Annotated in this window: 23 protein-coding genes and 1 pseudogene; 14 read left to right on the top strand and 10 right to left on the bottom strand. The window is 65.4% G+C overall.

From position 1 onward, the window contains the following. Positions 1–32: 32 nt before the first annotated feature. From C491_RS22440 to C491_RS09015, 3 genes are all read right to left on the bottom strand, one after another. The gene (locus tag C491_RS22440; protein ID WP_005555428.1) at positions 33–170 is read right to left on the bottom strand and encodes a rubrerythrin-like domain-containing protein; all 138 of its coding nucleotides are present in this window, start codon (positions 168–170) and stop codon (positions 33–35) included. A gap of 116 nt (positions 171–286) precedes the next feature. After that, positions 287–862 (bottom strand): class I SAM-dependent methyltransferase, encoded by a 576-nt coding sequence (locus tag C491_RS09020; RefSeq protein WP_005555426.1) that lies wholly within the window; start codon positions 860–862, stop codon positions 287–289. A gap of 55 nt (positions 863–917) precedes the next feature. Further along, the gene (locus C491_RS09015; protein WP_005555424.1) at positions 918–1,154 is read right to left on the bottom strand and encodes a hypothetical protein; all 237 of its coding nucleotides are present in this window, start codon (positions 1,152–1,154) and stop codon (positions 918–920) included. A 151-nt stretch (positions 1,155–1,305) separates the two neighbouring features. On the opposite strand from C491_RS09015, the gene C491_RS09010 reads away from it, so the two are divergent. The 6 genes from C491_RS09010 to C491_RS08985 all read left to right on the top strand — a co-directional run bounded on the left by C491_RS09010 (position 1,306) and on the right by C491_RS08985 (position 6,760). After that, on the top strand, positions 1,306–1,671 hold the full coding sequence (locus tag C491_RS09010; protein WP_005555422.1) for a cupin domain-containing protein: 366 nt from the start codon (positions 1,306–1,308) through the stop codon (positions 1,669–1,671). Positions 1,672–1,974: 303 nt separating this feature from the next. Further along, positions 1,975–3,486, top strand: a complete 1,512-nt coding sequence (locus C491_RS09005; RefSeq protein WP_005555420.1) for a phosphoenolpyruvate carboxykinase (ATP) — start codon at positions 1,975–1,977, stop codon at positions 3,484–3,486. A 301-nt stretch (positions 3,487–3,787) separates the two neighbouring features. Then, positions 3,788–5,428 (top strand): hypothetical protein, encoded by a 1,641-nt coding sequence (locus C491_RS22920; RefSeq protein WP_160167146.1) that lies wholly within the window; start codon positions 3,788–3,790, stop codon positions 5,426–5,428. 207 nt (positions 5,429–5,635) lie between these two features. Beyond that, positions 5,636–5,830, top strand: coding sequence for an HEWD family protein (locus C491_RS08995; RefSeq protein ID WP_005555416.1), 195 nt, complete (start codon positions 5,636–5,638; stop codon positions 5,828–5,830). Positions 5,831–5,906: 76 nt separating this feature from the next. Continuing rightward, on the top strand, positions 5,907–6,209 hold the full coding sequence (gene cutA / locus C491_RS08990) for a divalent-cation tolerance protein CutA (protein WP_005555414.1): 303 nt from the start codon (positions 5,907–5,909) through the stop codon (positions 6,207–6,209). Positions 6,210–6,283: 74 nt separating this feature from the next. Further along, positions 6,284–6,760: a 50S ribosomal protein L11 gene (locus C491_RS08985; RefSeq protein ID WP_005555412.1), complete on the top strand. Its 477-nt coding sequence runs from the start codon at positions 6,284–6,286 to the stop codon at positions 6,758–6,760. 86 nt (positions 6,761–6,846) lie between these two features. On the opposite strand, the gene C491_RS08980 is transcribed toward C491_RS08985, so the two are convergent. The 6 genes and pseudogenes from C491_RS08980 to C491_RS08955 form a co-directional block, all read right to left on the bottom strand. Further along, the gene (locus C491_RS08980) at positions 6,847–7,788 is read right to left on the bottom strand and encodes a class I SAM-dependent methyltransferase (protein WP_005555410.1); all 942 of its coding nucleotides are present in this window, start codon (positions 7,786–7,788) and stop codon (positions 6,847–6,849) included. Next, positions 7,785–8,309, bottom strand: a pseudogene (locus tag C491_RS23650) (glycosyltransferase family 4 protein); the annotation flags it as partial. The gene C491_RS08980 and the pseudogene C491_RS23650, both read right to left, overlap by 4 nt. Positions 8,310–8,786: 477 nt before the next feature. After that, positions 8,787–9,164 (bottom strand): 6-pyruvoyl trahydropterin synthase family protein, encoded by a 378-nt coding sequence (locus tag C491_RS08970; protein ID WP_005555407.1) that lies wholly within the window; start codon positions 9,162–9,164, stop codon positions 8,787–8,789. Between the two features lie 66 nt (positions 9,165–9,230). Next, positions 9,231–10,244 (bottom strand): zinc-binding dehydrogenase, encoded by a 1,014-nt coding sequence (locus C491_RS08965; RefSeq protein WP_005555405.1) that lies wholly within the window; start codon positions 10,242–10,244, stop codon positions 9,231–9,233. Between the two features lie 109 nt (positions 10,245–10,353). Next, positions 10,354–11,103, bottom strand: coding sequence for a CDP-alcohol phosphatidyltransferase family protein (locus tag C491_RS08960; RefSeq protein ID WP_005555403.1), 750 nt, complete (start codon positions 11,101–11,103; stop codon positions 10,354–10,356). Continuing rightward, the gene (locus tag C491_RS08955) at positions 11,100–11,480 is read right to left on the bottom strand and encodes a hypothetical protein (protein WP_005555401.1); all 381 of its coding nucleotides are present in this window, start codon (positions 11,478–11,480) and stop codon (positions 11,100–11,102) included. The genes C491_RS08960 and C491_RS08955 overlap by 4 nt, the downstream gene beginning before the upstream one ends. 189 nt (positions 11,481–11,669) lie before the next feature. On the opposite strand from C491_RS08955, the gene C491_RS08950 reads away from it, so the two are divergent. The 7 genes from C491_RS08950 to C491_RS08920 all read left to right on the top strand — a co-directional run bounded on the left by C491_RS08950 (position 11,670) and on the right by C491_RS08920 (position 18,689). Next, positions 11,670–12,302, top strand: coding sequence for a 50S ribosomal protein L1 (locus C491_RS08950; protein ID WP_005555399.1), 633 nt, complete (start codon positions 11,670–11,672; stop codon positions 12,300–12,302). 1 nt (position 12,303) lies between these two features. After that, complete coding sequence (locus C491_RS08945) at positions 12,304–13,350, top strand: 50S ribosomal protein L10 (protein WP_005555398.1); 1,047 nt, start codon at positions 12,304–12,306, stop codon at positions 13,348–13,350. A 19-nt stretch (positions 13,351–13,369) separates the two neighbouring features. Further along, positions 13,370–13,711, top strand: a complete 342-nt coding sequence (gene rpl12p, locus C491_RS08940) for a 50S ribosomal protein P1 (protein WP_005555396.1) — start codon at positions 13,370–13,372, stop codon at positions 13,709–13,711. Between the two features lie 119 nt (positions 13,712–13,830). Further along, positions 13,831–15,060 (top strand): tripartite tricarboxylate transporter permease, encoded by a 1,230-nt coding sequence (locus C491_RS08935; protein WP_005555394.1) that lies wholly within the window; start codon positions 13,831–13,833, stop codon positions 15,058–15,060. Positions 15,061–15,162: 102 nt separating this feature from the next. Beyond that, positions 15,163–15,969, top strand: a complete 807-nt coding sequence (locus C491_RS08930; protein WP_005555392.1) for an N-acyl homoserine lactonase family protein — start codon at positions 15,163–15,165, stop codon at positions 15,967–15,969. Further along, entirely contained in the window at positions 15,966–17,291 is a 1,326-nt protein-coding gene (locus tag C491_RS08925; protein ID WP_005555390.1) for a hydroxyacid-oxoacid transhydrogenase, read from the top strand. The genes C491_RS08930 and C491_RS08925 overlap by 4 nt, the downstream gene beginning before the upstream one ends. A gap of 360 nt (positions 17,292–17,651) precedes the next feature. Continuing rightward, positions 17,652–18,689, top strand: coding sequence for an asparaginase (locus C491_RS08920; protein WP_005555387.1), 1,038 nt, complete (start codon positions 17,652–17,654; stop codon positions 18,687–18,689). 18 nt (positions 18,690–18,707) lie between these two features. Here the strand turns inward: C491_RS08920 and C491_RS08915 are convergent, their stop codons facing one another. After that, the gene (locus tag C491_RS08915; protein ID WP_152421300.1) at positions 18,708–19,556 is read right to left on the bottom strand and encodes a BtpA/SgcQ family protein; all 849 of its coding nucleotides are present in this window, start codon (positions 19,554–19,556) and stop codon (positions 18,708–18,710) included. A 109-nt stretch (positions 19,557–19,665) separates the two neighbouring features. On the opposite strand from C491_RS08915, the gene C491_RS08910 reads away from it, so the two are divergent. Continuing rightward, positions 19,666–20,757, top strand: coding sequence for an NADH:flavin oxidoreductase/NADH oxidase (locus C491_RS08910; RefSeq protein WP_005555382.1), 1,092 nt, complete (start codon positions 19,666–19,668; stop codon positions 20,755–20,757). Positions 20,758–20,893: the final 136 nt, after the last annotated feature.

Raw genomic sequence — 20,893 nt, 5'->3', positions numbered from 1 at the left:
GCAGACAGTCTCCGTCTTAAGATGACGACCGACTACTCTCGAGCGACGGCGATGTTTCTAAGCTGTCCACCGCAGTCAGGGCAGAGCAGCCCCGAATCCGTATCGTCTCTGTACCCGCACCCGGGGCATTCGTAGGACGGTTCTGTCGGCGTGTATGGATCGATCCCCATACGAGCGAGCAGTCGGCTCTGGACGGAAAAGCACTCTGTATGGGCACATCAAGGAGGATGTGATGGTCTTATGGATTTTACTACCTCCTAGTCCTGGCCAGATGTCCAGTATCTAGTCACCGGACCGCGACCAGCGCGAACGTCTCGGGGCGGTCTCGAGCGGTCTCGACCTCGAAGCCGGCCGCCTCGAGCCCGTCGACGGCCTCCTCGAGCGAGAACCGCTCCTCGAGGGCGGGACCGTCCTCCCCGTCCCCATCGCCGGACCAGTCGACGGTAACGAGACGACCGCCGAGCCGGAGGACCCGCGCGAGTTCCTCGAGTGCGCCGTCCGACGAGTCGGATCCGGGCGGCGTCGCGTACTCGTGGTGGGTCATCGTCGAGAACGCCCCGTCGAGTTCGTCCTCGGCGAACGGCAGCGTCGACACCTCACTGGTCACGAACTCGACGTTCTCGGGCGTGCCCTTCTCCCGGTACCGGTCGTGCATCGCCGACTGGACGTCGACCGCGTACACCGTTCCGGCGAACGGCGCGACGTCGTCGGTGTAGAACCCGGTTCCCGAACCCAGATCGGCGACGACGTCCTCGGCGGTCGGCGCGAGCAGCTCGAGCAGCTCCTCGCGCGAGCAGTATCGGTATCGCGAGGAATCCTCGAGTTCGTCGGCGCGTTCGAGCGGAAACGTATGAAAACCCATGGCGGGAATTAGTGCCGCCGGTACTTCCCGGTTCCCCCGTTTCCGTCGGTTCCGATCAGTCGTAAAGAACGTCTCGAGCGTCGGTCTCGTGTGCGACGTCGGGGTGAATCGGCTCCTCGTTCATCACGATGACACAGCAGGAGAGACACAGCAGTTGGTAGTAGTTCGGCCCCTGCCACTGTCGGCGCTCGAGCCACCACCCCTCCGTCTCGTCGCCGTCGACGCGCGTCTCACACCGCTGGCAGGGTTTCGGGGCGCAGGGTGGGTTCGGACTGGGGAAGTACGGGTCCATACTCGACCTTCGACCCGAGAGGATATTGGTAACGTGGTCGCTACTCGAGTTCGGATGCCGACCCCCTCCGCAGGGCGATGCTAGGGGAGCGACACAGGGGCGTGTCCCCGCTGGCATCGGTTTTTTGCGTTCGGTCCTCGAACCGGCGGACATGTACTCGTTGATCGATCCCGAGAACGCCGACACTCGCGAGTTCGACGGAGAGGCGCCGACGCTGCTCGATATCGGCTCCAACCTCGACGCCGAACGGATGCGACCGAGCGTCTGGCGCTACCGGAAAGGCGAGGAGAACGCCTACCACCGCCAGGGCGAGCAAGAGGAGCTGTACGTCGTCCTCGAGGGGACCGTCGACGTTACGATCGAACGCGAGGACCGACGCGACGTCGTCAAACTCACCCCCGGCGAGGTGCTCGTCGTCCCGCCGGAGTCGTGGCGACAGCTCAGAGCTGCCGAGGAGAGCCGCGTGCTCGTCGTCGGCGCGCCGAACGTCGAGGACGACGGCATCCTCGAGGAGTAGCCGGGCGGCAACGAACCGAGGTTGGACCGCCGACCGACGAGCTTTTTCGATCGTCACTCCGCTAAGCTATCACTTTCGTCTCCACGAGAGTATCTCCGTTCGTAATCGAATCAGAATTACTTCTGAGGCGAGTTTACTTCTGCAATTATCTGGTAAGTGACTATTCTCCGGTCGTGTGGTATCCGGTAGCTTGACCAATAACACGTAGGTTTTGCCTATCATTCGCAGGTGTGAGATAGAAACTGACACGCCCGAATCAAAGGCCACCATGTTTATACATAAGGAAGATGATGACCGAACCGTATGTCCGAAACCGGGGCGGAGCCGCGTCCGCCGAGCCGAGCGCTTCCCGACCCAGCGACCGCATCGAACGTCCGGTACGATCCGTCGCTCGAGGAGCTGCGCGAGCTCGCCGAACACGAGGAGACGACGACGGAGTTCGGCTCGCCGTCGTACGTCAGCGACGTTCGCTCGCGGAGTTCCGATCGAACGAAAAACGCCGTCGATCACGCGTTCGGCGAGCGCGACCACGACCTGGTCGAGACCGCGGTCGAGGCGACTGAAACCCGCGAGCTGCTCTGTGTGGACCGCCTGATGGGACGTCACCCGGAGGCGGCGTTCTGCTGTCGGCTCTACGTCCCCGTCGAACACGCCCGGATCGCGTTCGCCTGGGCGAGCCTGTTCGAACCCAGCGACGGCCGCGAGCCGGACCTCCAGACCGTACAGCTGCCAGACCACAACGAGACTGCGATCCGGATCCTCCCCGACGAGGGGTTCACCGCGGTGCTGGGTAGCGACTACACCGGCGAGGCCAAGAAGTCGTTCCTCCGGCTGTTCATGTACCGGATCAAACAGCAGGGCGGACTCGGGCTCCACGCCGGGAGCAAACGCGTCCGCGTTCGAGACGCCGACGGCGACCTGCGCGACGTCGGCCAGCTCTTCATGGGACTGTCGGCGACCGGCAAGTCGACGCTGACCGCCCACGGCTGCTGGCTCGAGGACGAGGAGGGCGCGACCATGCTCCAGGACGACGTCTGCGCGCTGTTGCCTGACGGGACGGTTCCCGGCAGCGAGGGGAAGGGACTGTTCATCAAGACGATCGGACTCGGCGAGGACGAACAGCCCGCGCTGTACGAGGCCGCGACCGACGAGTCGGCGATCCTCGAGAACGTCGCCGTCGACGACGACGGGACGGTCGACTTCGACGAGCCTCGGTACACGACCAACGCGCGCGCGACCGTCCAGCGCGACGAGCTCTCGAGTGCGGCCGACGAGATCGACCTCGACCGGGTCGACCAGGTCTTTTTCATCACACGGAACCCGCTGATGCCGCCTGTCTCGAAGCTCTCGACCGCCCAGGCCGCTGCGGCGTTCATGCTCGGCGAGTCGATCGAAACCAGCGCCGGCGATCCATCGCGGGCCGGCGAGTCGATCCGCGTCGTCGGGACGAACCCCTTCATCGTCGGTCCCGAGGGCGAGGAGGGGAACCTGTTCAAGGACCTCATCGAGGCGCTCGGGGTCGACTGCTATCTGCTCAACACGGGGTATCTCGGCGACGACGCGAAGGATGTCGGGGTCACCGAGTCGGTGACGATCCTCACCGAGACCGCTCGGGGAACCGTCGAGTGGACCGACGACGAGACTACCGGGCTAACGATTCCCGAGTTGGTTCCCGGCATCGACGTCGAGGACTACTACGTCCCCGACTACGTCGACGACTACGACGCGGCCCTGGCGGAGCTACGACGGGAACGCCGGGAGTATCTCGCACAGTTCGACGAGCTCCGCGAGGAGATCCTCGAGTCGGTGTACTGAGCGTCGAACCGTCGTTCAGGATTCGGTATCCGTGTCGATACTGATCGACGTGAGTCGATGAAGGAAACGGGATCTGAGAGGCGTACTCGAGTAGTCAGGAAGGAGACACTAGGGATGCCGTTCGACGGTTCGTCACCGTACTGTCGCCCGAAATCTGTCGGTCGAGAAGGGTAAACGTAATTGGTATTTTCTGCGGCCAGTGGCCAATAGCGCCTGGGTTACCCGGCGGAACGGGATATTTATCACTGAAATGGCAGTCCCAGTTTAAGCGCCACGACTCCCCGTATCACGAACGCGGGACATGAGCGTACGTAACATACTCGTCGTAGTTGTCGCGCTGATGGTGCTGGGCTCGGGCGGAGCCGCAGCCGTTGCAGCGGGCCCCGCTGTAACCAGCGTCGACGACTACGAGAACGACGAAGCCGACGAGGAACCGACAGATGCGCCTGACGACGGAGCGTTACAGGTGACGATCGAACAGGCGACTATCTTCGTCCTGATCGAGGACGCCGACGAACTCGAGGAGGAGCCGGTTGACGAGGAAGACGAACTCGATGAGGACATCGACGAGACCGACGAAGAGAACGACGCCATCGACGAAGACGACGACGAACTCGAGGATGACTACGCGGACGATGACGAGGCCGACGAGGACGACGCTGCCGACGAAGACGACGAACTCGAAGACGACTACGCGGACGATGACGAGGTTGATGAGGACGACGCTATCGACGAGAACGACCTCGAAGAGAACGGTATCGACGAGAACGATCTCGAAGAGAACGGCGTCGACGAGAACGACATCGACGACGCCCAGGAGATCTCGATCGGCCAGGCGACCGCGCTCGTCCTCCTCGAGGAGGAGCCGGCCATGGATCCGGTCGATGAGGAACCGGTCGATGAGGAGGACGAACTCGAGGACGAACCAGTTGACGAAGCTGACGACTACGAGAACGACGAGGCCGACGACTACGAGAACGACGAGGCCGACGACTACGAGAACGGTGTCGACGAAGAGGATGAACTCGAGGACGACCCTGCCGAAGCACCTGACGGCCAGCAGGTGACGATCGATCAGGCGACCATCTTCGTTATCGTCGAAGACGTCGACGACCTCCCCGACGAGATCGACGAGAACGACATCGAGAACGACTACGCCGACGAGAACGATGTCGAAGACGACGAGCTCGAGGACAACGGCGTCGAGGACGACTACGCTGACGAGAACGACGAGGCCGACGACTACGACAACGATATCGACGAAGAAGACGAACTCGAGGACAACGGTGTCGAGGACGACTACGCTGACGACGAACCCGTTGATGATAACGGCGTCGACGAGGACGACGGCATGTTCGTCTACCAGGGAACGATCGAGGTAACCATCGAACAGGCGACCATCGTCGACCTCGGCGTCCACCAGGACGCACCGGTCGAGGATGAACCGGTGGATGAGGTCAACGACTACGAGAACGACGAAGCCGACGACTACGCGGATGACGAGGCTGACGACTACGAGAACGACGAGGCCGAGGAAGAACCCGTAGAGGAACCGGCTGAGCCCGAAGAACCGGTCGACCCGGAGGAGCCGGCGGATGAAGAGCCTGTAGAGGAACCGACCGACGAGAACGATGTCGATGACGAACCCGTCGATGCGCCCGACGAGGACGTGCTACAGGTGACGATCGAAGAGGCGACCATCTTCGTCATGATCGTCGACGCCGGTGAACTCGAGGAAGAGCCGGTTGAGGAAGAACCTGTAGAGGAAGAACCGGTTGAGGAAGAGCCTGTAGAGGAAGAGCCTGTAGAGGAAGAACCGGTTGAGGAAGAGCCCGCAGAGGAACCGGCAGATGACGACGCCGCCGAGGAGCCGATCGACGAGAACGACGACCTCGAGGAGCCCGTTAACGCGGACGACGAGAAGGCAGCCACCGCCTGCTGACGGCGCTCGAATTACAATTTTTCGACAACTACGACCTCGAGCCGCGGCTGTTCGCGACCCGCCTGCACTGCCCCGTGTTGACTCAGCCCAATCGTATAGTTACGGGGCTCGTACCGTCACGGCGTCGATACCGTCCGAGTTCGAAGCAAGTGGCAGCAATTGCCGCACAGAGACACCGTTATGTGCGTCGAGTTCGCACACCTGGTAATGAACGCACAGGTACGGAAACCGACGATGCGAGTATGCGAGGAGTGCGAACGAGCAGAACGATGGGACGAAGACCTCGGAGCGTGGCAGCTGGTTCTCGAGGACGGGGAGAAACGGGTCGGCAACCCCCACTGTATTCACGAGTGGGATATCACCGGAACGTTCAACCCGGTCGTCGGAAACGGCGACAGCTGAGCGCGTCTCGACCCCTCTCGACCAGCCGAATCGCCGATCGACCACGCTTTTGTCCGTCACCGACGTACTCGCGAGCATGCCGACCGTCTACGTCACGGCGCCGCCCGAGGCGGCCGAACGGATCGCCGAAACGCTGCTCGAGGAACGACTGGCAGCCTGCGTCAACGAGCTGTCGACGACGTCGACCTACCGGTGGGAGGGCGAGATCCATCGCGACGAAGAAGCAGTGTTGCTCGCCAAGACGACCGACGACGCCTACGACGACCTCGTCGACCGCGTTCGGGAGCTCCACCCCTACGACGTCCCCTGTATCGAGCGGTTCGACGAGGCCCACGTCCTCGAGTCGTTCGCCCAGTGGCGCGCCGACAGCGTCGAGTAGCGTGCGCCAGTCGGTGACAGGCTCGACTACCCGAAAAAGCAATCCTTAAAACTCGCGCACGGGTTGTGACGGGTATGGCTGGAACCATCGAAGTGCTCGTTCCGGGTGGCCAGGCGAACCCTGGCCCACCGCTCGGTCCCGAGCTCGGACCGACCCCCGTCGACGTGCAGGCGGTCGTACAGGAGATCAACGACCAGACCGAAGCGTTCGACGGCACTGAAGTGCCCGTCACCGTCGACTACGACGACGACGGCTCCTTCGAGATCGACGTCGGCGTCCCGCCGACGGCCGCACTGGTCAAAGACGAGGCCGGCTTCGACACCGGCAGCGGCGAACCTCAGAAGGACTTCGTCGCCGACCTCTCGATCGATCAGGTGAAGACGATCGCCGAGCAGAAACACCCCGACCTGCTCGCCTACGACACGCGAAACGCCGCGAAGGAGGTCGTCGGCACCTGCGCCTCGATGGGCGTCACCATCGAGGGCGAGGACGCCCGCGAGTTCAAGGAGAAGGTCGACGCTGGCGAGTACGACGACGCGCTGTCGGCGTAACGCGGCTCTTTCGTTTTGCGGCTTTCCGCTCGCCCTCGAGCGCCAGCTGTCCCCGACGGCTACCCGTGAGGTCGCTACGAGGGCGTCTACTCCGGTCGACGAGCGAGGAAGTCCAGGTTGTGCGCGACGAACACCAGCTCCTCGCACTCGAGTTCCTTCCGTCGTCGCTCGAGCCAGCGCCGTCGCTCGCCGGGCTCGAGGTCCGCAATCCCGGAGTCGCCCTCGTCGGCTTCGAGTTCGGCGAGCGCGCCGTCGATCGTCTCGAGCAGGCCCTCGAGGAACGTTTGTTCCTCGTTGGGATACCCGCTCCCCGTCTCCGTCCCTTCTCTTCCGGTACGGGGCCGAACCACCCAGTCCGAGCCGCCGGCCTCGAGCACCGACCAGTCGGCGTCGGGGAGCCGCCACAACAACTTGCGGCCGACCCGACTTCCGCCCGCCGATCGCACGGCGTCCATGTGACGGTGGTAGCGGCGCTCGACCCGGTCGTCGGCCCGGTCTCGCGGTGCGAACGTCGTTCCGCCGTCGAACGTGATCGGAGCGTACAGCAGGCCGCCGGGCTCGAGCAATCCCTCGATCGCCGGGATCGCCCGCTCGAGGTCGACGATGTCAAGCACCGCCGACGCGATCACGGCATCGGCCCGGCCCTCGATCTCGAACCCGTCTGCGACCTCGAGCGTGACCTCGATCTGAGTAGTGTCGGAGCGGGCGAGCACCGTCGTCCCTCCCCGCTCGTCCTCGAGTCGTTCGATCGCGTAGCCCGCGTCCTCGAGCCAGTCGGGGACGCGCTCGCGTGCGTGTCGAACACTTTCGGCGTCTTGGTCGACGGCGCGGTAGGCGACCTCCTCCGGAAGGCAGTTCCACGCCGCCAGCCGGGCGATCATCGTGCCGATCCCGGCGCCGATCTCGACGATCCGCACCGGACTCGAGCGCGCGTCGAGTTCCGAGACGAAGCGCTCGAGGACTCGATGATTCAGCGCCCGATCGTCGACGGTTCGCTTTACCTCGAGGTACGTTCGCTGGTCGGTCACGGGCTCATCCCCCTACTCTCGGTGCCGGACGACTCGAATTTTCCCTCGAGCCCGCGTTGCAGGAACGACCGAACCGTCGTCGCGGTCTCGGCCCACCGGGGGTGGGCGGCCGCGGTCTCGAGCGCTCGGACACCGAGGCTCGCCAGCCGATCCCGGTCGGCGGCGAGTTCCTCGAGACGGGCCGCGATGCGATCGGAGGCTTCGGGTGCGACGAGAAAGCCGTTCTCGCCGTCGGCGACGAACTCGCTCGCACCCCCGTTCCGGCTGGCGATCGGGACGGCGCCGTACTCCATTCCTTCGAGGTAGACCATGCCGAACGCCTCGTGTCGGGAGGGGACCGAGAGAACGTGGCTCCGTTCGTAGATCGACTCGAGGGTGTCTTCCGGGACGCGACCTGCGAACTCGACCCAGTCGGCGACGTCGAGCGTTCGGGCTCGCTCGCGCATCCGTGTCGCGTACACAGGGTCTGCGTCGGGGCATCCGACCACCGTCAGCTCCCAGTCGCCCTCGAGCCGGGAAACCGCCTCGAGTAGTGCCCCTGTCTCTTATACACATCTNNNNTGGCGACCCGCCGGTGGGGCGACCACCGTCGGCAGGTCGACCAGTGATCCGATCCGGCTGCGGGTATGGGCGCTCGTGCAGACGGCCGCGTCGACGGTTTCGAGGTAGCCTCGCTCTCGCTCACGGATCCGCTCTCGCTTCCGGTCCGCGAGCGAGGGGTCGTCGGACTGAAGGTTGTGGACGAGCGAGACGACGAGGTCGGGCGACTCGAGGTTCGGATTGTGGGCGGCGAGGCGGTCGTAGCAGAGTTCGTCCTGCAAGAGGACGTCGAACGGACTGTCGAGCCGGGAGCGGAGGTCGTCCCCGGTCGTCTCCGAGAGGACGATTACCTTGACGTCGTCTCCCAGAGCCCGGAGTTCGGCGACGAGCCGGCGATCGTACCGGTAGCCGCCGGAGGTCGTCTCGAGGTCGTCCGGGACGACGAGTCCGACCTCCATCTACAGCGCCCGCTCGTGGGCGACGCGGGCGACGTCGTCCTCGGCGATTTCGATACGGAGCTCGGTCGCGCCCTCGGGCTCGAGCTCGTCGAGCAGTCGGTCGCCGAACGCGCGGGCGAACCGCTCGGCGCTCGGGTTCGCGTCCTCGAACTCCGGCAGGTCGTTGAGCAGCCGATCCCGGTAGCGGTCGGCGACGGCGTCCATCGCGGCCGTCACCGCGTCGATGTCGACGAGGTACTCGAAGCGGTTCAGCTCCGGCCCCCGGAAGGTTGCCTCGACGGTAAAGTGATGGGAATGGGGTTCTCCTTCCGGTCCTGGATTGGGAACCGTCAGGTAGTGTTGGGCGACGAGCGACCGGTCGACGGAGACGGCGTACATGTGTCGGGGTACGGCGGCGATCCCGTAAACTGCTCGGCCGGCCGACGGCAGACCGAGTTCGGAAACTCAGCGGTAGGTCAACAGCACCTGGGTCGTCGACTCAGGACAGTTCTCGAGGCGCTCGTAGGCCTCGTCGGCGTCCTCGAGCGGGAACTCGTGGGTTATCAGTCCGGAGAGCTCGAGCTCCCGAAGTCGATCCCAGGTCGTCTCGTGGCGCCGGTCTCGGTTCCACCGCCCGGAGAGGTCGGGTGCGATGGTGCTTACCTGGCTGCTCCGGACGTCGATCCGATTGCGGTGAAAGCGACCGCCGAGGTCGACTGACGCCGGCTTCGTCCCGTACCACGAGCCGACGAGGACCCGACCGTCGAACCCCGTCGTCGAGATCGCGTCGTCGAGCGCGTCGGGGTTGCCCGACAGCTCGTAGGTGAGATCCGCCCGTCCGCCGGCGACCTCGTCGAACCGCTCGGCGGCGTCGCCTCCCTCGGGATCGAGCGCTCGATCCGCGCCGAACGTCGCTGCGAGTTCGCGCCGTCGCTCGTACCGGTCGAAGACGACGAGCTCCTCGAGGGGGAAGCGCGCGAGCAGCGCCGTCGTCAGGAGGCCGACGACGCCCTGTCCGAACACGACTACCCGTTCGCCCAGCAGCGGCCGGCCGTCGAGGACGAACGTGACCGCCGTCTCGAGGGTCGCGAAGAGCGCGGCCTCGCGGGAGTCGACCGTCTCGGGTACCGAAAGTAGTTCGTCGGGGGAGCGACAGAAGTGGCTCTCGTGGGGGTTGTACGCGAACACCTGGCGACCGAGCCAGTCGTCGTCGACTCGATTTCCGACCGCGGTCACGGTGCCGACGGCGGCGTAGCCGTACGAGAGGGGGTAAGAGAGATCATCGTCGAGGGCGTCGAGTTCGGCGTCGGATTCGAGATCGGCGGGTGCCTCGCCCCGGTAGAGCAGTCCCTCCGTGCCGGCGCTGATCGCCGAGACGGCCGTTCGGACCCGCACCTCGTCGGGGCCGGGTTCCGGAACCGGGTCGGTCCGAACGGCTACCGAGCCAGGGGCGGTAAAGGAGAGTCGACGCGTGTTCATCCGCCCCTCCCGGTGTCGGCGTCGACGTCAACGGAGGCATCCGGTTCGTGGTGGGGAGCAATCACGGTACGGGACGGTTCCGCGGGGAGATACTTGGTCGTTGTCCGTGCTACGGTAGGTCGTAGCCACAGACGGCGAGCCAGTCCCGACAGAAGTTCGCGAGGAACGGCACCGTGACGACCGCGGCGACCACGTAGGAGATCGACCGTCCGGGAACCGGTGCCAGCGCGAGCCAGACGGCGGCCATCGCCAGCGCGCCGAGCGGGCGCCGCACCCGGCTGGGTGGCAACTCGAGTACGGGCCGACCGCGTCGACGTCGCCACCACGAACCCAGCACGAACAGGTACCGGGCTGCACCCACGGCGAGGAACGCGAGCGGAACCGCGTCGGCCACGACGGCGACGACCGAGCCGACGAGGACGACCAGCCCGTCCATCTCGACGTCGAGTCGCGCGCCGAGTTCGGTCGCCGAGTCGGTCGCCCGCGCGATGAGGCCGTCGACGGCATCGAGCCCGGCTGCGAGCGCGAAGAGGACCGCCGGCGCCCACGCAGTGGGGCCGTCGGGCGTCGGGACGACGAGGAAACCGGCAAGAACCGCGACCGCCCCGCCACGTGTCAGGGTCACCCACGTCGCGGATGTAAGCGGCCGGGCGCTGGCGCGATCGATCGTTCGGAACAACAGTACGGATTCGAGGACGAGAACACCCGCGACGATCCCCAGAAAGGTGATCGTCGGTCCATCTGGCCAGATCGTCTCGAGGGCGAACAGCGCGAGGAGCGCAGCCGTGGCACAGCCCGCCGTGGCCCGTCCCCACTGGGGGACCGTCGGGCGTCGTCGCTCGAGGGGATCGGTCGTCACGGCTCTCGCTCCCCACGAGCCAGCAGAACGACGAGCGCGACGATCAACAGCGTCTGTGCGACCTTGTCGACCGCGCCGGCGACCGTGACGTCGGCGATTCCCGTCGGCTCGTTGACGACGTACCAGAGGACGATCTGGGCGCCGGTAAAGGGAATTCCGACGAGATAGACGAGACGGCGTCGACGGTCGGCGAGGACGAGCCAGATTCCCAGCAGGAACCCCGCGGTCGCGACCAGGAAGGCGCCGCCCATCCAGTGGGGCAGAAAGGAGAGTCCGAGTAGCAGGTGGACCGCGGCGGTCACCGCCGCCAGCCCGATCGCCGCCCAGTGGGTCGGCGTGAGCGACTCGAACTCGAGGTCGGCGGCGGGGTCGGCCATACCGAACGTACCGGAAGCGGGGAAAAACGCCTTTCGGCGCGCGGGCTCGTCGCCCGGCTACGGGCCGGAGACACACGGGCAGGACAGTTCGACGGGTTTAAGTCCAGCATCCCACTTCGTTCAACAGAGACAGGCGCAGCCTGTTTCACTGACCCGTAGGAGCACTCCTGCGTACTACGGAGGTGAACGATGGCAGATTCGGATATTCAAACAGCAGTCACTCGCGCACTCGAGGACGCACCCGATCGGAACTTCACCGAGACGGTCGACCTCGCGATTAACCTGCGCGATCTCGACCTGAACGAACCGTCGAACCGTGTCGATGAGTCGGTCGTCCTGCCGTCCGGAACCGGCCAAGAGACCAAGATCGTCGTCATCGCCGAGGGCGAGACCGCAGTCCGCGCCGAAGAGGTCGCGGACGAGGTACTCTCGGAGAGCGACGTGGCCGATCTGGACGACGACGAGGCCAAAGACCTCGCGGACGAGACTCAGTTCTTCATCGCCGAGGAGGCGATGATGCAAGATATCGCTCGATACCTGGGTACCGTCCTGGGTCCTCGAGGGAAGATGCCGGACCCGCTCGGTCCCGACGACGACGTCGTCGAGACCGTCAACCGGCTCAAAAATACCGTGCAGATCCGCTCCCGTGACCGCCGCACGTTCCACACGCGCGTCGGTGCCGAGGACATGGACGCCGAGGACATCTCGGACAACATCGACGTGATCCTCCGGCGCCTGCACGCCGACCTCGAGAAGGGCCCCCAGAACATCGACTCCGTCTTCGTAAAGACGACGATGGGCCCGTCCGTGGAGGTGGCCTGAGATGAGCGCAGAGGCCGAGCGTAAGACCCAGAACCTTCCCCAGTGGAAGAAAGAGGAGGTCGACGAGCTCAGCGAACTCATCGAGAGCTACGAGAGCGTCGGTATCGTCGGCATCGCCGGCATTCCGAGCAAGCAGCTCCAGGATATGCGTCGCGACCTGCACGGCAGCGCCGAGCTGCGAGTCAGCCGTAACACCCTGCAGGTCCGTGCGCTCGAGGAGGCCGACCTCGACGACCTCGTCGAACAGATCGAGGGACAGGTCGGACTCGTCGGCACGAACGACAACCCGTTCGCGCTCTACAAGGAGCTCGAGGCGTCGAAGACTCCCGCCCCGATCAACGAGGGCGAGGTGGCGCCCAACGACATCGTGATCCCCGAAGGGGACACCGGTGTCGACCCGGGGCCGTTCGTCGGTGAGCTCCAGAGCATCGGCGCCAACGCTCGGATCCAGGACGGCTCGATCAAGGTCATGGAGGACTCGACCGTCCTCGAGGCCGGCGAGGAGGTTTCCGCCGACCTCGCGAACGTCCTCAACGAGCTGGGTATCGAGCCCAAGGAAGTCGGGCTCGACCTTCGCGCCGTCGTGGCCGAAGGGACCCTCTTCGACCCCGAGGATCTCGACATCGACGTCGAGGCCTACGAGAGCGACATCCAGGCCGCCGCCGCCGGCGCCCGGAACCTCTCGATCAACGCGAGCTACCCGACCGAGGCGACCGCGCCGACCCTTATCGCCAAGGCCACGGGCGAGGCCAAGAGCCTCGGCCTGCAGGCCGCGATCGAGGACGAGGCGCTCATGCCCGACCTCGTCAGCAAGGCCGACGCGCAGCTTCGCGCGCTCGCGGCCCAGATCGACGACGAGGAGGCCCTGCCCGAGGAACTGCAGGGCGTCGAGGCACCCGCCGAGCCCGCGTCGGCTGACGACGCGGACGAGGCAGACGAATCGGCAGACGACCAGGAAGCCGAAGCCGAGGCCGACGGCGATGATGATGATGACGATGACGATGACGACAGTGCCGGCGGCGAAGGACTCGGCGCGATGTTCGGATAACTAACTCGAGGTAACTACAATGGAATACGTTTACGCTGCACTCATCCTGAACGAGACGGACGAAGAGATCAACGAAGACAACCTGACGAACGTGCTCGACGCCGCCGGCGTCGACGTCGAGGAGTCCCGCGTCAAGGCGCTCGTCGCCGCGCTCGAGGACGTCGACATCGACGACGCGGTCTCGGAAGCCGCAGCCGTCCCCGCCGCTGGCGGCGCCGCCGCGGGTGGCGCTGCAGCCGACGAGGGCGCAGCCGACGAGGAAGCCGACGAGGCCGACGAGGCCGAAGCGGAAGAGGAAGACGACGACGACGACGAAGACGAGGAGGCCGGCGGCGAGGGCCTCGGCGAACTCTTCGGCTAAGTCGCGACGCGACGATTTCGACCGATCCCGTATTTTTTCGAGCCGCTACGTTTCAGCGGTAGCGCCGCGCAACGGATCGGTCCTCGAGTTTAAATCCGAAGCCGCGGCCAATCGCGGCGATGGTCGAGTTCGTCGGAGATCTGGGGCTGGCGATACACCTGCTCGCCTGGATCCTCGCGGGCTCGGCGCTGGGCACGCTGAGCGGGCTCGTGCCCGGACTCCACGCCAACAACTTCGCGCTGTTGCTCGCCGGGATCGCCCCCGCGGTTCCCGGGCCGCCGCTGTTCGTCGGCGCGGGAATGCTCGCGGCCGGCGTCGTCCACACCTTCCTGAACGCCGTGCCCGCGATGGCGCTCGGCGTTCCCGACGCCGAGATGGCCGTCACCGCCTTGCCGGGCCACCGGATGGTGCTCGCGGGGCGAGGGTACGAGGCGATTCGCCTCTCGGCGCTGGGGAGCCTGCTCGCCGTCCTCGTCGCGATCCCGCTCGCGGTGCCGATCACCTGGGGCGTGACCGCGGCGTATCCGACGATCAGGAGCAACCTCTCCTTGCTGCTCGCGGCGATCGTCGTCGCGCTGATCGCCTCCGAACGAACCTGGCGCGGCCGAGCCGGCGGCACGCTCTCCTTTGCCCTCGCGGCGCTCCTCGGCGCGGTGACGCTTGACCTCTCGCCGGATGCGCCGCTCGAGGCCGGAGGGACCCTCGCGCCGCTGTTCGCGGGGCTGTTCGGGGCGCCCGTGCTGATCGACGCGATCCGTGGCAGCGGAATCCCGCCCCAGGAGTCGGCGACGGTCGCGATGCCGCGCTGGCTCGTCGGCGCGACCGCACTCGCCGGCGCCGTCGCGGGCGCGGTCGTCGGCTACCTGCCGGGAATCTCCGCCGCGATCGCCGCCGTCGCGGTGCTCGTGTTCGTCCCTGGCGACGCTGGCGATCGGGGGTACATCGTCGCTACCAGCGGGGTCGACACCGCAAACACCATTTTCGCACTGTTTGCCCTGCTCGCGATCGGCCAGCCTCGAACCGGGGTGATGGTCGCCTTCGAGAACGTCGGTGCGCCCCTCGAGCTTCCCGTCTTACTCTCGGGGGTGCTCATCGCCGGCGTCGTCGGCTTCGTCGTCGTGATCACGGCGGGGGATGCCTACCTCGAACTCGTCGGCCGGACGGAGTACTGGAAGATCTCGGTGGCGGTTCTCGGCCTGCTGGTCGTCCTCTCCTATCTCTTCACCGGCCTCCTCGGGATCCTGGTCTTCGTCGTCGCGGCGGCGATCGGGATGGTTCCTGTCCGACTCCGGGCTAGACGGGTTCATCTGATGGGGGTGCTGATCGGTCCGCTAATGTTCGGCGTCTAACGGTCAGCAGCGGTTCGACGTCGTCTTGAGCCGACGGCGGATACGTTTCCGGTTATGTAACTTATTAATAGTTAGGTATGGTGTCGTACGACTTGAGCATCCATGGTTGACGCTACTATCGACGTCCTGTACCGCGGCGGACTCGAGTGCGACCAGAACTACATGATCGAGGGGCAGACGCTCGCCAGTCACGACGAGCCGAACCCGGACCTCGACTACGATGAGATCCCGGTCTGGAACCTCGTCATCGACCATCCCGAGGGGACGATCCTCTGGGACACCGGCTCACACCACGACGCGCTGGACGGCCACTGGCCCGAGGGGCTCGCACAGGCGTTCTACCCGCACGACGCACACGAGCACCGGCTCGACGACGACCTCGAGGAGGCCGGCTACGGCCTCGACGATATCGACGCGGTCTTTCAGACGCACCTGCACCTGGACCACGCCGGCGGCCTCGAGTTCTTCGACGGCACCGACGTTCCGGTTTACGTCCACGAAAAAGAGATCAAGTTCGCCTACTACAGCGCCAAAACCGAGAAGGGCAGCAGCGCGTACATCCTCAAGGACTTCGACCACGACCTGAACTGGCAAGTCATCCACCAGGACCGCGAGCAACACTTCGAGGATGTCGAGTTCGTTCGGTTCCCGGGGCACACGCCGGGGCTGACGGGAACCGTGATCCACCTCGACGACGAGGGAACGATCGTCTTCACTGGCGATCAGGTGTACCAGGCGCCGAACTACGAGGACGAGGCCCCGCTGGGCGCCGGTCTGCTGTGGGGGAAAACCGAGTGGTTCAACAGCCTGCAGCGGATCAAGGAGATCGAGCGCCGCCACGACGCGACGGTCGTCTACGGTCACGACTCGGATCAGTTCGCCGAGATCGAGGACGGCTGGGGACGATGACGACGGGGTACGAACGCTCGGTCTCCGCACCCGAGCACGAACCCCGGCCGGAGACCGTCTGGCACCTCCAGATGCCACAAATTCGGTGTGGCCGCGACGCCGTCGAGGAGCTGGCGTTCCAGCTGGCCGATCTCGGCATCGACGCCAGCGACGATCCTCACGGTCTCGTCGTCACCGACGAGACCCTGGTCGAGATCGGCCACGTCGATCGAGTGACGGCTCACCTCGAGGACGCGGGCTACGACGTCACCGTCTGGGACGGCGCGGAACGCGAGCCCTCGATCGAGAACGTCGACGGCTGTATCGAGTTCGTCCGCGAGAACGAGGGTGAGGCGGGGTACGACTTCTACGTCGGTTTCGGCGGCGGGAGCTGTATCGACGTGGCGAAGGCGACCCGGGCGGTGATCGCCAACGGCGGGCAGGTACTCGATTACATCGCCGAACCCACGGGTAACGGCGAGGCGCTGACCGACTCGGGGCCGCCGCTGGTGCTCCTGCCGACGACGGCGGGGACGGGGGCGGAGATCTCGCCCGTCGCCATCCTCTCCGTCGAGGAAAAGGAGATCAAGGAGGGAATCTCGAGCAACCACGTGCGAGCCGACGCGGCGCTCCTCGATCCGACGTTCACGACGACGCTGCCGCCGGACGTGACGGGAAAGACGGCGATGGACGCGCTGGGTCACGCCATCGAGGGGTACACGACTCATCCGTTCGACGGGCTCCTGCGGGCCTCAGATCCGGAGTCCCGACCCGTCTACGCCGGCCGGACCGAGCTCACCGAGATGTTCTCCGAGAAGGCGATCGAACTGCTGTCGAGCAACGTTCGAACGGCCGTCCACAACGGGGACGATCTCGAGGCTCGAGAGGCGATGCTCAGAGGCGCCCTGTTCGGCGCGATCGCGGGTCTGACGGCCGGCGCGAGCCTCTGTCACGCGATGGCGTATCCTGTCGGAAACCGGTACCACACCTACCACGGCGAGACGATCGCCGTGCTGACGCCCGCCAGTACGCTCGGCTACAACGCCGCGAGCGATCCCGAACGGTTCGCCGAGGTCGCCGAGATGCTCGGCGCCGACACCGACGGCGTCGGAACGCGGGCGGCGGCCGACCTGGCCAGATCGGAGTATGTCCGGCTCCAGCAGGACCTGAACGTCATCCCGAGCGGGCTCGCCGAACTCGCCGACGTCGACGAGGAGGACGTCGACTGGCTCGCGAATCAGACGGTCGAGACCCAGCAGCGACTGTTGCGGTGTAACCCTCGACCCGTGACCACGGAGGACGCCACCGACATCTTCCGGGACGCACTGCACAACTGGGAGTGAGTCTGTACGGCCAGTCAATTGTTCGAGCAACGGACGATCGGTGTCAGAGAACCCTGGACGTCGTGGAACTGGCCGATACCACCGTTCGACGTCAACCGCTGAAAATTCGTCCAGTACTATAGGCACATACAGGAGTTATACCGTATCCCGATATGAGTGGATGATTTTTCCTTAATTTAGGCAGTATAATACTGATCGTCCAGTATTAGGGGAAATCATTATACGTAGTGATCTAACTTTGCGCTTGCAATGTCGGATAAAACCAGTCACGGTGATGGAGAATCGACCAATTTTAACGTCCCTCGTCGTCCTTTCTTGAAACTAACCGGCGCAGCCGGCGGAACAGCTGCCCTGTCTGGGATGGCAGCTGCGACTGAAGAGGAAGAGGAGGATGAATCCGGAGAGGAGACGTCTGATTCGGAGCTTCCACGTCTCGAGATCGTCGGCACGGGAGGGACGATTGCGAATCCGTCCGATCGAGACGGATACTTTTCGCCGGAAGAACTCGTCGAGGAGCGGCCCGAACTTGCGGAAATCGCGTCTATTTCGGTCACCGGTGTATCTGAGGTGGCCAGCCAGGACATCACGAGCGAGATCCTATTCGAAACTCACGACGCGATCATGGAGAGTGCGACGTCCGACGACTCCCCGGATGGGTTCGTCGTCACGACCGGCTCGAACGGAAACGCGGAGGTCGCCTATTTCTTGAATCTCGCACTAGATACGGATATTCCAGTCGTCCTGACGGCGGCCCAACGTGCGATAGGAACGCCGGGGACGGACAGCGATAAAAATCTCTACGACGCTGCGCGGGTCGCTGTTTCCGACAACGCCGAGGGACGAGGGGTTCTTCAGGTTGCAAACGACGAAATCCACCACTCGAGGGACGTCTTCAAGTCGGTTGCGAGTCGACCCGACGGATGGGACTCGCCGAATTTCGGGCGGATCGGTATCGTTGACGGTGATGAAGTACTGTTTTACTCTTCGAGGGAACGACTTTCGACGACGGATACGGAGTTCTGTGGAACGGACCTCTCCGCGGAAGAGTATCCTCTGTCCGATATCTACACCGTAACCTCAGTTCTAGAAGCGAACGGGGAGTTGGTCGATGCTGCAGTCGACGCCGGTGCGAAGGGAATCGTCGCTGGCGTCTATCCGACCGGATCTGCATCGGAACCGGAGGGGTTTTACTCTCAGGGAGAGGCACTCACCAAGGCTGCGGAGGCGGGCATCCCGGTCGTGTTCGCCAACCACGGCTGGGAAGGACGAATCAGCGGCGATGACACCTACATCGGTGGCGACACACTCCAGTTGCACAAAGCTCGCTTGCTCCTTGCGTTCGGCGTTATGGAGTCGACCGATCCAGAGTACCTCCAGGAAGTGTTCAATACGTACTAACAACCCGCATATCTAATCCTACCGCTGAGTTTCTCGAGCGCTCGAAACGAGCTCCTCGACCCGTTCGCCCGAGACCCGGTTCGTCGTCTCGCCGTCCTCCTTGAGCGCCGTGCCGACGACGACGCCGTCGGCGCCGGCTGCGAGACAGTCCCCAACCGTCTCGCTCGTCACGCCGCTACCGACGAACACCGGCACCTCGAGCCCGTGTTCTGAAAGCGTCTCGGCGACGCGTTCGACGTCCTCGAGGGCCGTCTCCGCGCCCGTTCCGGGTCCCGAGACGATCACGCCGTCGGCACAGCCCCGCTCTGCGGTCTCGAGGGCGGCCCGTCGGATGTCGTCCTCGTCGACGGGCGCCGCGTGCTTGACGTGGACGTCAGCGAGGATCGCGACGTCGGCAGCGATCCGCTCGCGGAGGCGCACGGTCGCGTGGGCCCGGCCCTCGAGGACGCCCTGATCCGTGGCGGCGGCTCCGACGTGGACGTTGACCCTGACGAAGTCGGCGCCGCTGGCCGCGGCGACCGACAGCGCGGCGTCGGCGTCGTTGCGAAGGACGTTGATTCCCACCGGGACGTCGGCCGCGTCGGTCAGTTCGGCCGCGATAGCAGTCAGCTCCGCGACGGTGTGGGTCGGCACGTCCTCGGGGTAGAACGGGGCGTCCCCGAAGTTCTCGACGACGATCCCGTCGATCCCGCCGGCCTCGAGTCGGCGGGCGTCCTCGAGGGCTCGCTCGCGGATCGCCTCCCGACCGCCGTCCGCGTCGTACCCCGGCGCGCCGGGGAGCGGGGGAAGGTGTACCATTCCGATAACGGGACGAGAGGCGTCGAAGCGCTCGAGGAAGTTCTTGGCCGTGCCGCAGTCGCTAGTCATACGGACTCCTGTCTCCGCGGGCGGGATAAGCGGTCCGTTGTCTCGTCCCACACCGGCAAGCGCGTCGGCCTCCGGGGTGGTTAACCCTCGAGAGACGTAACGACGACTGATGTCAGAGCTGTTCTCGACGCTGTCGCTGCGCGATCTGGAGGTACCGAACCGGCTCGCCGTCTCGCCGATGTGCCAGTACTCCTGTGAGCCCGACGGGCTGGCGACGGAGTGGCACCGGGTCCACCTCGGCAGCCGCGCCGTCGGCGGCGCGGGGATCGTGATGACCGAGGCGACGGCCGTCGAACCCCGCGGGCGGATCACGCCCGCCGACCTGGGGATCTGGAGCGACGAGCACGCCAAGGCGCTCGAGCCGATCGCCGAGTTCGTCCGCGAGCAGGGCGGCGTCCCCGCGATTCAGCTCGCTCACGCGGGCCACAAGGCGAGCAAGACCCGTCCGTGGGACGGCAACGTCCCGATCCGACCCGAGGAGGACGACGAGGCCTGGGAAGTGCTCTCGCCTTCGCCCGCGGGCTACCCGCCGTTCGACGGCGACGACCCCTCGATTCGGAAGGCGACTCCCGACGATATCGAGGGCGTAATAGACGCCTACCGGGCCGCGGCCGAGCGCTCGCTGTCGGCCGGTTTCGAGGTCGCCGAGGTCCACGCGGCCCACGGCTACCTGCTCCACGAGTTCCTCTCGCCGGCGACGAACCGCCGTGAGGACGAGTACGGCGGGAGTTTCGAGAACCGCACGCGGCTCGTCCGCGAGGTGACCGAGGTCGTTCGGGAGGTCTGGCCCGACGACAAGCCCGTGTTCGTGCGGATCTCGGGCACCGACTGGCTCGACGACCGTCCCTCGTGGGACATCGAGCAGTCCGTTCGGCTGGCCGGGGAGCTCGAGGAGCTCGGCGCCGACCTGATCGACGTCAGTTCGGGCGGGCTCCACCCCGACCAGAACCCGTCCGGCGGGCCGAACTTCCAGGTCCCTCTCGCCGAACAGATCCGGGCGGAGACCGGGATCGCCGTCGGCGCGGTCGGCGGAATCACCGAGCCCGAGCAGGCCGACGCGATCGTTCGGAACGGCCGCGCGGATCTTGTCCTCGTCGGTCGGGAGTTCCTGCGTAACCCGTACTTCGGGCTCCGGGCCGCCGACGAACTCGCCGACGAGCCCGAGTCCTGGCCGATCCAGTACCGACGCGCCGTCGAGTAGCTCGGATCGACTCGAGTACTCGAGTCGAACTCGGATCGCGATCGACCCGCTCCCGCTTTCCGGGAGTCATCGATAACGTTCTGGTTCCTCGATACCAAGGGTGGGTATCTGTCTCTTATACACATCTCTGAGCGGG

The sequence above is a fragment of the Natronococcus amylolyticus DSM 10524 genome, from assembly GCF_000337675.1.
Lineage (GTDB): Archaea > Halobacteriota > Halobacteria > Halobacteriales > Natrialbaceae > Natronococcus > Natronococcus amylolyticus.
The sequence above is the reverse complement of the archived record's forward strand: the minus strand, read 5'-3'. Positions and strand labels throughout refer to the sequence as shown.